Raw genomic sequence first — 10,244 nt, forward strand, 5'->3', positions numbered from 1 at the left:
TCATGAACGCCATAATTTCCATCTCCCGCCGCAGCTTCATCATCGGCGTGGCCTCCACGGCCGGCGGCCTGTCCCTCGGGTTCAACGTGCCGTTCATCAAGCCGGCCCTCGCCGAGGGCAGCGAGACGGCGCCGGAGATCAATGCCTGGGTGGTGATCAGGCCCGACGATACGGTGGTCATCCGCATCGCCCGCTCCGAGATGGGGCAGGGGACGCTGACCGGCCTGGCGCAACTCGTCGCCGAGGAGCTGAACTGCGACTGGTCCAAGGTCACGACCGAATACCCGTCGCCGGCCCAGAACCTAGCGCGCGACCGCGTGTGGGGCAATTTCTCGACCGGCGGCAGCCGCGGCATCCGCGAGTCGCACGAGTATGTGCGCATTGGTGGCGCCGTTGCGCGCGAAATGCTGATTGCCGCCGCGGCCGCCGAATGGGGCGTGCCGGCCAGCGAATGCACCGCAAGGATGGGCATGGTCACGCATGCAGCATCAGATCGCGCCACCTTTTATGGGCAGTTGGCTGCCGCCGCCGCGCGAATGACGCCGCCCGCCAATGTCACCCTGAAGGACCCCAAGGATTGGACCATAGCCGGCAAGCCGCTGCCGCGGCTCGACACCGCCGACAAGCTCAACGGCAGCCAGGTCTACGGCACCGATCTCAAGCTGCCGAACATGCTCAACGCGGCGATCCGGGCCTGCCCGTATTTCGGCGGCAAGGTGGAGAGTTTTGACGCGGCGGCTGTGGCCGGCATGCCGGGCGTGCGCACTGTCGTTCAGGTCGATGAGACCGCCGTTGCGGTGGTCGCCGACACGTGGTGGCGGGCGAAGACCGCTCTCGATGCCATGCCGATCGTCTGGGACGAAGGTCCCAACAGGCAGGTCACCAGCGCCTCGATCGCGGCGATGCTCGAAGAGGGACTCGCCGCAAATGACGCCTTCGTCGGCGCGAGGCAAGGTGACGCCGGTGCTGCCCTGTCCGCCGCCGGTCGGACGGTCACGGCGACCTATGCCTACCCCTACCAGAACCACGCGACCATGGAGCCGATGAACGCGACGGCGCTCTACACCCCGGAGCGCTGCGAGGTATGGGTGCCGACCCAGAATGGCGAGGCCAGCCTTGCTGCAGCGGCCGAGGCCGCCGGCCTGCCGGTGCAGCAATGCGAGGTGCACAAGATCCATCTCGGCGGCGGCTTCGGCCGGCGCGGCAATTTCCAGGACTATGTGCGCCAGGCGGTCAGCATTGCCAAGCAGGTGCCGGGAACGCCGGTAAAGCTCATGTGGTCGCGCGAAGAGGATATGCTGCACGGCGCCTATCACCCGACCACCCGATGCCGGCTGACGGGCGCGCTCGACGCGGACGGCAACCTGACCGCTCTGCACATGCGCATATCCGGCCAGTCGATCCTTGCCGCGGTGCGGCCGGAAGGCATGCAGAACGGCATGGACCCGGTGGTCTTCCAAGGCCTCGTCCTCGCCGGCACGGAAGGCACGCTGGGATATACGGTCGACAATCTGCTTGTCGACCATGCCATGCGCAACCCGCCGATCCCGCCAGGCTTCTGGCGCGGCGTCAACCTCAACCAGAACGCGCTCTACGTCGAGTGTTTCATGGACGAACTCGCCCATGCGGCCGGCATCGACCCGCTCGCCTTCCGCCGCAAGCTGATGGCCAAACATCCAAAACATCTCGCCGTGCTGGAGGCGGTCGCCGAACGGATCGGCTGGGACAACCCGCCCGCGGCCGGCGTTCACCGCGGCCTGGCGCAGATCATGGGCTTCGGCAGTTACGTGGCGGCGGCAGCGGAGGTTTCGGTCACCGATGGACAGCTCAGGATCCATCGCATCGTGGCGGCCACCGATCCGGGTCATGTCGTCAACCCTGCCCAAGTGGAGCGGCAGGTGGAGGGTTCCTTCGTCTATGGCCTTTCCGCCTGCATCTACGGCGAATGCACCGTCAATGGCGGCCGCATGGAGCAGGAAAACTTCGACAGCTACGAGGTCCTGCGCATGGCCGAAATGCCTGATGTTGAGACGATCATCCTGCCGTCCGGCGGCTTCTGGGGCGGCGTCGGCGAGCCGACCATCGCCGTCGCCGCGCCGGCCGTCCTCAACGCGATCTTCGCCGCCACCGGAAAACGCATCCGCACGCTGCCGCTGAAGAACCATGACCTCGCATGATATGAGGCGCGCGAAGAACAGGCGCGGCGGACGATCGCTCGCGCCTGTCCTGCTTGCGGCGCCTGTCTTGCTTGCGGCCAGCGCGCCGGCATGGGCCGACGCGGCGCCCGGCGCTGCGGCATGCACCGGCTGTCATGGGCCGGCGGCGCTCGGCTCAGCCATCCCCTCGCTCGACGGCCATGCGGCAGACGAGATCGTCACCCAGATGCACGCCTTCCGTTCCGGTGAGCGCAAGGCGACGGTCATGGACCGCATCGCCAGGGGATTTACCGAGGAGGAGACGCGCGCCATCGCCGAATGGCTCGCCAAGCCGGAGGCGGCACGCCATGCCCAGCCGTAGAGCCCTGATCGGCGGCGTGGCGGCCAGCGTCGCCGCGACCGTCCTTGCCGCGCCGCAAGTCCGCGCACAGACGCAGCCCGGCGTGATCGTCGTCGGCGGCGGCTTTGCCGGGGCAAGCTGCGCCCGCGCGCTGAAACGGCTGGATCGCGATCTTGCCGTGACGCTGATCGAGCCAGAGGCCGCCTATCTGGCCTGCCCGTTCAGCAATGCCGTGCTTGCCGGACTGCGCGGCATCGAGGCGCAGACCTTCCGCTATGACAAGTTCGGCCGCTATGACCAGTTCGGCGACATCGCGCTGATCCGCAAGCGGGCCGTCGCCGTCGATGCAGAGCGCCGGCGCGTTCGGCTGGAGGATGGCACTGATATCGGCTACACCAGGCTGGTGCTGGCGCCCGGCGTCGACCTGCGCTTCGACGCTTTGCCGGGCTACGACGAGGCGGCGACGGCGACCATGCCGCATGCCTGGAAGGCTGGGGCGCAGACGCTGCTGTTGCGCGACCAACTCGCGGCGATGCCGGACGGTGGGATCGTCATCCTCTCCGCGCCAGCCAATCCGTTCCGCTGCCCGCCCGGTCCCTACGAGCGGGCAAGCCTGATCGCGCATTATCTCAAGACCAGCAAGCCACGCTCCAAGCTGATCATCCTCGACGCCAAGGACGGTTTTTCGAAGCAGCGGCTGTTCGAAGCGGCCTGGCAAGAGCTCTATCCCGGCTTGATCGAATGGGTGCCGCTGTCGTCGGGGGGCAGGGTGACGGAAGTCGACCTCGCGACAAGGACGCTGGTGACCGAGTTCGGCAGCCACAAGGCCGATGTCGCCAACGTGATCCCGCCGCAGCGCGCGGGCGGGATCGCGCAGTCGGCCGGGGTTGCCGACCAGACGGGCTGGTGCCCGATCGACCCGGTCACCTTCGAGTCCCGCCTGCAGCCGGCGATCCACGTCATCGGTGACGCGGCGATCGGCGGGGCGATGCCGAAATCCGCCTTCAGCGCCAACGCCCAGGCAAAAGCGTGCGCCGCGGCGGTCGCCGCCCTGGTCAGGGAGCGGCCGCCGGTGCAGCCGAAACTCATCAACACCTGCTACAGCCTGGTCGCGCCCGGTTATGGCATTTCGATCGCCGGCGTCTACCAGCCGCGTGACGGGCTGCTTGCCGAGGTTGAGGGTGCGGGTGGCACCAGCCCGCTCGAAGCGCCGCGTTCCGTCCGCGAACTGGAAGCGGCTTATGCGGAGGACTGGTTCCGGACGATCACCAGTGAAGTGTTCGGATGATGAGGGTGGCCTTTCTGGCTCTTATGGGATTGCAGCTTGCCGCCTCGCCCGGCGCCGGCGAGGAGAGGGGGTCTTATGAGGAGACGGGGTCTTATGTCGTGACCGGCGATGCGATCATGCAGCCTCTGGTCGGCGGCAAGGGTGATCCGGTGCGCGGCGCCGCGCTGATCGCGGACCGGCAGCGCAGCCTCTGCACGCTCTGCCACAGCGGGCCGTTTCCGGACGCGCATCTGCACGGCACGCTGGCGCCCGACCTGACCGGCGTCGGGGCAAGACTTTCGGAAGGCCAGATCCGGCTGCGCGTGGTCGACATGAAGCGGCTCGTGCCGAACACGATCATGCCTTCCTACTATCGGGTCGCGGATGAGCAAGGCCGGCGTGTCGCCACCGTCTGGCGCAGCAAGCCGATCCTGGGCGGCGCCGATATCGAGGATATCGTCGCTTATCTCACGACGCTGAAGGGGTGATTATGCACGAAGACCCGCTTCGAGCTTACGCAGGCCTGGTCGGACGTCGGCAGTTTCTTCGGGCCGGTATGACCGGCCTTCTGGTGATCAGCCTGCCGCGCTGGGCTGTTGCCCGTCCGAGCCTCGATGAAGCGATCCGGACCTTTACCGGGGGAGCCAACGTTCTCGACGGCCGCGTCCGGCTCGACCTGCCGCCTCTGGTGGAGAACGGCAACGCGGTCGGGATCACAGTCGTCGCCGAGAGCCCGATGACCGAAGACGACCATGTTCGGCGCATCGCGGTCTTCAACGAGAAAAACCCGGAGGCGAATGTCGTGGTCTTCCACCTCCGGCCGCGCTCCGGCCACGCCATGGTCTCGACGCGGATCCGGCTCGCGACCTCGCAGGTCGTTGTCGCGGTCGCCGAGATGAGCGACGGCAGCTTCTGGTCGAGCCGGGCGAGCGCCATCGTCACGCTGGCCGCCTGTATCGAGGACCTTTCATAATGGCGCGCACGCTCGTCAATGTGCCGAAAGTGGCCAAGCAGGGCGAAGTCGTCGAGATCAAGGCGATGATCGCCCATCCCATGGAAACCGGCTACCGTATCGGACCGAACGGCTCCAACATCGCTCGCGACATCATCCGCCGTTTCACCTGCACCTACAACGGCGAGGAGGTGTTTTCGGCCGATCTCTTTCCAGCGGTATCGGCCAATCCGTTCATTGCCTTCACGCTCGTTGCCACGACGAGCGGCACGATCGACTTCACCTGGACCGACGATGCCGGGAAGACCCAAACGGCGTCGGCGACGATCACGGTGAACTGATGCATGCGCTCTGGCGGCTTGCAGCCGTCGCTGTCGCCGCTGTTTGCGGCATTGTCTCTGCCGCTGGCATCGAAGACGGCGAGAAGCGCTCCGGCTTCGACTTCATGGCGCCGGCGACGCAGGCGCTGCAGGCCGACGACATGAGCAATCCCGGCATGCTGTGGGTGCTGCAGGGCGAGCAGCTCTGGCAACAGGCGCAGGGCAGGGCGGATGTCGCCTGCTCCGGCTGCCATAACGATGCCCGTCAGACGATGCGCGGCGTTGCCGCGCGCTACCCGGCCTTTGACGCGGCGACGGGCCGGCCGATCGACCTTGCCGGGCGTATCAACTCCTGCCGAGCGGAGCGGCAGCAGGCCGAGCCGCTGGCGCCGGAGTCCGACGCTTTGCTCGCCCTGACGGCCTATGTGACGCATCAGTCGCGCGGCATGCCAATCACACCGGCGACCGACGCCCGGCTCGCGCGGTTTCGCGACAACGGCCGGCGTCTGTTCCAGAGCCGCATCGGACAGCTCGATCTCTCCTGCGCCTCCTGCCACGACGACAATTGGGGCAAACGGCTCGGCGGCAGCGTCATCCCGCAGGCGCATCCGACCGGCTATCCGCTCTACCGGCTGGAGTGGCAGACGGTCGGTTCGCTGCAGCGGCGCCTGCGCAACTGCATGATCGGGGTCAGAGCCGAGCCCTTCGCATTCGGCGCAGCCGAACTCGTCGACCTGGAGCTCCATCTGATGGACCGGGCCCGCGGCCTGCTGATCGAGACGCCGGCCGTCCGGCCGTGATGCCGGATTGCGGCTGGCCGTTCACCTGCCGCCGACGGACAGTTGAGCGCAACTTCGGTCGTCTTATTCTCTGAAGCGCAGACGTTGCAGAATGAGGCTGAAGGCTGGCGATGGCTGCCGCCGACTCGGGTAGTAGAGATAATAGCCGTCGAACGGCTCGCACCAGTCCTCAAGGACACGGACCAGCACCCCTTCGGCCACCAACGCTGCTGTCCGGTCCTCAACCAAGAAAGCGATGCCGTGTCCTGCGACGGCGGCAGCGACGATAAGTTCGACATCGTTGAACGTCAGCTGACCCTCGACCTTGACATTCAGCTCGCGCCCGTCCTTCTCGAACTCCCAAGCATAGATGCTTCCGCTCACCATCCGGAGATTGATGCAGGAGTGCTTCGCGAGATCGTGAGGCGTCAGCGGCTGCCCGTGCTGCGCAAAGTAGGCCGGAGAGCCGACCGCGGCCATCCTCAGCCTGGGTCCGATCCGAACCGCTATCATGTCCTTCTCTAATCGTTCGCCAAGGCGAACGCCCGCATCGTAACGCTTTGCGACGATGTCGGTCAGGCCCGACTCGATGTTGAGTTCGACCTGAATGTCGGGATGCTCGGCTGCAAGCCGATCGACCACTGGCCAGAGCACTGATTGAGCAGCGTGTTCGGACGTGGTGATCCGGATTCTGCCGGCCGGTCGCTCGCGCAGTTCTGTCAGCGCTGCAAGCTTGGCCTCGATCTCGTCCAGCGCAGGCCGGAGGGTCTCGACCAACCGCTCGCCAGCCTCGGTCGGCGCTACACTGCGCGTCGTGCGGGTCAGCAGGCGCAGGCCCAGCTTGGCTTCCAACCGCCGCATCGCATGGCTGAGCGCCGACTGGGAGATGCCAAGCCTTGCAGCCGCTCTGGTGAAGCTCTGTTCCTCGGCGACCGCCAGGAACATAGCCAAACTGCCCAGATCCTCACGGTCGCATGCCAGTCACCTCCCGCTATTCATGACACATAGTCATAGACCCATGCGGCTTACCGTGTCTAATCGCTAGGACGCTGCGGGGATATCTTGCTCAGATGGAAAGCTGCGCTGCGATGCCGACTACCAGCGAGAGGATGAGACTACCAGCGAGAGGACGAAATGCAGAAACGAACATTGGGCCGGAATAGATGCGCTGGACCTAGGGTCGCCGCGGCCCGAACCCGGCCACATCGACACGAAGCGATTCCGGATCGAAGACTGATCCCGACCCGGTGAGAGGACTATCAGACATGGCAAACGAACGCACATTGAGAATGGGGCACCGGGCTTTTCTGGGGGCCGCGGGAAGTCTCGCGGCGGCGCCACTGCTCGCCGGTACGCACACGCCGGCGTTAGCCCAGGCAACTGGTTCCGGCAGCGACGCTGCAGCACAGGCGAGTGGGCGGCGAAAGCTTGGAGCGCTGGAAGTTTCCAGTGTCGGGATCGGCGTCCAGAACATGAGCCGCACCTATCAAACGACGATCCCCACCCGATCCGAGATGATCAATATCATCCGAACGGCCTTCGACCGTGGTGTCACCTTCTACGACGCGGCCGAGGCTTATGGACCTCATGAGGTGGAACGCATCCTCGGCGAAGGCGTGGAGCCGTTCCGAAATGAGGTCGTGATCGCAACCAAGTTTGGCTGGAACATCGATCAGGAGACCGGCGAGCGGCGCCCGGGCCTGAACAGCCGTCCGGACCACATCAAGCGGGTGGTCGAGGGGATGCTGAAGCGCCTGCGCACCGACCGCATCGATCTCCTCTACCAGCACCGCGTCGACCCTGAGGTACCGATCGAAGACGTGGCCGGCGCGGTCAAGGACCTGATGGCGGAAGGCAAAGTCCTGCACTGGGGCCTGTCGGAGATGGGGCTGGGGACGCTTCGCCGCGCGCATGCCGCACTGCCTGTCACCGCCGTCCAGAACGAATACTCAATGCTGTGGCGTGGTCCGGAAGAAGAGGTGATCCCGCTCTGCGAGGAACTTGGCATCGGCTTCGTGCCGTGGAGCCCGCTCGGGGTGGGCTTCCTGACCGGTGCTATCGACGCCAGGGCACGGTTCGCCGAAGGCGACATCCGCAGGATCGCATCCCGGTTCTCGCCCGACAACGACAACCTGCCGCATAACCTGACGCTGGTGGATCTGGTGAAGACCTGGGCCAAGCGGAAGCAGGCCACGCCCGCGCAGATCGCCCTGGCCTGGCTGATGGCGCAGAAGCCCTGGGTCGTGCCGATCCCCGGTACGACCCAGATGCCGCACATGCTCGAGAACATTGGCGCGGCCGACCTCCAGTTCACGCCTGCCGAAGTCGCTGAGCTCAGCCTGGCGGTTGCCGCGATCGAGATCAGAGGCGCACGCCTTCCTGACGCCGTGCTGGTCTATTCGGGCGTAGAAGCGCCTCCGAAAGGCTGATCGTCATGGCTAGCCGTGACAGGAGGCCCCGGTGACTTTGACTGCCTTCATCTCGCGCCGGCAGGCCCTGCAACGCTCGTTCCTGCTGCCTATCGTGGCGGGAGTGAGTTTTGCGGCAACAAGCGCTGAACCTACTGCGGCCGGTCGCAGCGCCACGGTCCTGGTGGCCTACTTTACCCGGACCGGCAACACGCGCCTGATCGCCACCCAGGTTGCCCGCGCGCTCGACGCAACCCTGTTTCAGATCGTACCGGCGGCCGCCTATCCGGAAGACTACGAGGCACAGGTCGCGCAGGCAGAGGACGAGCGGCAGCGGGGTTACGAACCGCCGTTGCAGGCCATGGTGCCGGATCTGGACTCGTATGAGACCGTGTTTCTCGGCTTTCCGATCTGGGGAATGACCGCGCCATCCGTCATACGCTCGTTCCTGTCGCAGCACGACCTGTCGGGCAAGACGCTGGTGCCGTTCATCACGCATGGCGGCTATGGGCTCGGCAACAGCCTCGCCGTAATCGCCGAGCATGCACCAGATGCCCGTCTGATCGATGGGTTTTCCAAACAATGCGACCAGGAGCGCGAGACGCTTCGAGAGGTCACTCGGTGGCTCGAGAGCGTCGAGATAGGCCGTTAGCCTGAGTTGCACTCCCCCCGCTCGTGCGTTCTGTGCTTGTGGGTCTTGGATCGATCTGCGCCTGCTTCAGGTCTTCTTCCAATTTTGCAGAAGCGGGCCCTTGCTCCCATAAACGGGATCCTTGCGTGGACGACCTACCTTCCGGATCGTCGCGAGCGCGCCATCATGCTCCTGGGCAGTCGTGCATTCGTCATAGGTCCCAAATGGAGGGTAAGCGCCGACAACTAGAAAATCGTCGGATGCCGAAAGGCGTTGGTGTCCGGTGCCGGCCGGAAGAACCGCGACGTCGCCGGCCTTCAGGGACAGGGTTCGTCCCTTTTTGCCTCCAAACCGAACTTTGGCCGTCCCGGCCGCAACTCCGAGCACCTCATGTATTCGCGAATGGTAGTGAACGTAGTCGTAGATGCCATTCCGCCAGCTGTCCCCCCATCCATTGGCTTCGAAAAGCTCCTCCAAGACGGCTGCGGGATCAAATTCTTCGGGCAGCCTCACGGCGCCCCGATAGACGACAAGCGGCCAAGAAGGATGATTGGGCACCAGGCCGTCATCCTTGAACCAAAACTCATTTGCTTTTCGCCGCCTTGAAAGATCGGTTGCTTCTTGCCTGCCCGGTCTTGCGACACCGGTAACCTGCTCGATAGCCTTCTTGGTACTCTGCAGAATGCTCATGATGTAGCCTTGCATTGCTGGTTGTCTGAGGACGACTGTTCATGCCGATTCAACCGGCGGCATGCCGGTCGGTTCCGCTACCTTTTGGCCCACGGCAATGCAGCCGGATTTGTTCAATAACCGCAGGAGATATTCGGCATGAGTAACGTGGTAACGCTGCATGGTGACAAACGCTGGAAAGCGGTTCTTGTCTACGGCCACCAGAACGGCCCGATTACGATCGAACATTATCTTGAAGAGATTTCCGAGCTTCATAACATCATCGAACACGGCCCGGACTGGAACACCCTGATTGCGTGCACGGTGACAATCAACCGTCCCGACGGTGGTGAGGAGCAGAACAGTGAGGAAAAGGAGGCACGCCGTGAACATCGGCGAGATCGCGGATAAGTTTTTTCCGAGCGGCGAGATCGAGCGCGTCAGCCCACTAGCATTTCGGGCCGCGTGGCGGGCGCGTACCATGGCCAATTGGCTTCCAATTGCGGCGGTAAAATCGCATAAAGGGTCACGTTAGAGCGCGCGCGCCTGCCAAATGATTCAATCATTCCAACCGGGCATTGGACGGGCTGAGACAGAAAAATGACAATTAAATGAATGAGATGGACCACAAGCTTGCGGTGGCGCCGATGATGGATGGGGCAGATACCTAAATATAATCAAATAGTTACGAGATGTTGTGGTAACCGGGGCAAAACCGGTGG

At 64.6% G+C, this 10,244-nt stretch carries 12 protein-coding genes; 10 read left to right on the top strand and 2 right to left on the bottom strand.

Going from position 1 to position 10,244, the window contains the following annotated elements; genetic code table 11:
• Positions 1-2 precede the first annotated feature (2 nt).
• The 7 genes from NMG80_RS25065 to soxA are packed head-to-tail and all read left to right on the top strand — an operon-like array spanning position 3 to position 5,835.
• Positions 3-2,177: a xanthine dehydrogenase family protein molybdopterin-binding subunit gene (locus NMG80_RS25065; protein WP_254020586.1), complete on the top strand. Its 2,175-nt coding sequence runs from the start codon at positions 3-5 to the stop codon at positions 2,175-2,177.
• Positions 2,164-2,517 (top strand): c-type cytochrome, encoded by a 354-nt coding sequence (locus NMG80_RS25070; RefSeq protein WP_254020587.1) that lies wholly within the window; start codon positions 2,164-2,166, stop codon positions 2,515-2,517. The genes NMG80_RS25065 and NMG80_RS25070 overlap by 14 nt, the downstream gene beginning before the upstream one ends.
• A complete protein-coding gene (locus tag NMG80_RS25075; RefSeq protein WP_254020588.1) occupies positions 2,504-3,784 on the top strand; it encodes an NAD(P)/FAD-dependent oxidoreductase in 1,281 nt (426 codons plus the stop codon). Before NMG80_RS25070 ends, NMG80_RS25075 begins: the two co-directional genes overlap by 14 nt.
• Positions 3,784-4,251 carry a sulfur oxidation c-type cytochrome SoxX gene (gene soxX / locus NMG80_RS25080; protein WP_254020596.1) on the top strand — a complete coding sequence of 156 codons (468 nt, stop codon included), beginning with the start codon at positions 3,784-3,786 and terminating at the stop codon, positions 4,249-4,251. Before NMG80_RS25075 ends, soxX begins: the two co-directional genes overlap by 1 nt.
• A gap of 2 nt (positions 4,252-4,253) precedes the next feature.
• A complete protein-coding gene (locus tag NMG80_RS25085; protein WP_254020589.1) occupies positions 4,254-4,736 on the top strand; it encodes a SoxY-related AACIE arm protein in 483 nt (160 codons plus the stop codon).
• Positions 4,736-5,056, top strand: coding sequence for a thiosulfate oxidation carrier complex protein SoxZ (gene soxZ, locus NMG80_RS25090; RefSeq protein WP_254020590.1), 321 nt, complete (start codon positions 4,736-4,738; stop codon positions 5,054-5,056). Before NMG80_RS25085 ends, soxZ begins: the two co-directional genes overlap by 1 nt.
• On the top strand, positions 5,056-5,835 hold the full coding sequence (gene soxA, locus NMG80_RS25095) for a sulfur oxidation c-type cytochrome SoxA (protein ID WP_254020591.1): 780 nt from the start codon (positions 5,056-5,058) through the stop codon (positions 5,833-5,835). The genes soxZ and soxA overlap by 1 nt, the downstream gene beginning before the upstream one ends.
• Positions 5,836-5,898: 63 nt before the next feature.
• Here the strand turns inward: soxA and NMG80_RS25100 are convergent, their stop codons facing one another.
• Positions 5,899-6,759 carry a LysR family transcriptional regulator gene (locus NMG80_RS25100; protein ID WP_254020597.1) on the bottom strand — a complete coding sequence of 287 codons (861 nt, stop codon included), beginning with the start codon at positions 6,757-6,759 and terminating at the stop codon, positions 5,899-5,901.
• Positions 6,760-7,079: 320 nt separating this feature from the next.
• Between NMG80_RS25100 and NMG80_RS25105 the strand changes: the two genes are divergently transcribed.
• Positions 7,080-8,243: an aldo/keto reductase gene (locus NMG80_RS25105; protein ID WP_254020592.1), complete on the top strand. Its 1,164-nt coding sequence runs from the start codon at positions 7,080-7,082 to the stop codon at positions 8,241-8,243.
• 31 nt (positions 8,244-8,274) lie between these two features.
• A complete protein-coding gene (locus NMG80_RS25110) occupies positions 8,275-8,874 on the top strand; it encodes a flavodoxin (RefSeq protein WP_254020593.1) in 600 nt (199 codons plus the stop codon).
• Between the two features lie 66 nt (positions 8,875-8,940).
• Here NMG80_RS25110 and NMG80_RS25115 read toward each other — a convergent pair whose 3' ends face one another.
• Positions 8,941-9,543: a cupin domain-containing protein gene (locus tag NMG80_RS25115; RefSeq protein WP_254020598.1), complete on the bottom strand. Its 603-nt coding sequence runs from the start codon at positions 9,541-9,543 to the stop codon at positions 8,941-8,943.
• Positions 9,544-9,681: 138 nt separating this feature from the next.
• Between NMG80_RS25115 and NMG80_RS25120 the strand changes: the two genes are divergently transcribed.
• Positions 9,682-9,933, top strand: coding sequence for a hypothetical protein (locus NMG80_RS25120; protein WP_254020594.1), 252 nt, complete (start codon positions 9,682-9,684; stop codon positions 9,931-9,933).
• Positions 9,934-10,244 lie beyond the last annotated feature (311 nt).

It is taken from the genome of Mesorhizobium escarrei, from assembly GCF_935825525.1.
Taxonomy (GTDB): domain Bacteria; phylum Pseudomonadota; class Alphaproteobacteria; order Rhizobiales; family Rhizobiaceae; genus Mesorhizobium; species Mesorhizobium escarrei.

Coding starts and splice junctions, on each gene's coding strand:
- NMG80_RS25065 (WP_254020586.1), top strand. CDS start 3: ATGAACGCCATAATTTCCATCTCCCGCCGCAGCTTCATCATCGGCGTG.
- NMG80_RS25070 (WP_254020587.1), top strand. CDS start 2,164: ATGACCTCGCATGATATGAGGCGCGCGAAGAACAGGCGCGGCGGACGA.
- NMG80_RS25075 (WP_254020588.1), top strand. CDS start 2,504: ATGCCCAGCCGTAGAGCCCTGATCGGCGGCGTGGCGGCCAGCGTCGCC.
- soxX (WP_254020596.1), top strand. CDS start 3,784: ATGAGGGTGGCCTTTCTGGCTCTTATGGGATTGCAGCTTGCCGCCTCG.
- NMG80_RS25085 (WP_254020589.1), top strand. CDS start 4,254: ATGCACGAAGACCCGCTTCGAGCTTACGCAGGCCTGGTCGGACGTCGG.
- soxZ (WP_254020590.1), top strand. CDS start 4,736: ATGGCGCGCACGCTCGTCAATGTGCCGAAAGTGGCCAAGCAGGGCGAA.
- soxA (WP_254020591.1), top strand. CDS start 5,056: ATGCATGCGCTCTGGCGGCTTGCAGCCGTCGCTGTCGCCGCTGTTTGC.
- NMG80_RS25100 (WP_254020597.1), bottom strand. CDS start 6,759: ATGTTCCTGGCGGTCGCCGAGGAACAGAGCTTCACCAGAGCGGCTGCA.
- NMG80_RS25105 (WP_254020592.1), top strand. CDS start 7,080: ATGGCAAACGAACGCACATTGAGAATGGGGCACCGGGCTTTTCTGGGG.
- NMG80_RS25115 (WP_254020598.1), bottom strand. CDS start 9,543: ATGAGCATTCTGCAGAGTACCAAGAAGGCTATCGAGCAGGTTACCGGT.
- NMG80_RS25120 (WP_254020594.1), top strand. CDS start 9,682: ATGAGTAACGTGGTAACGCTGCATGGTGACAAACGCTGGAAAGCGGTT.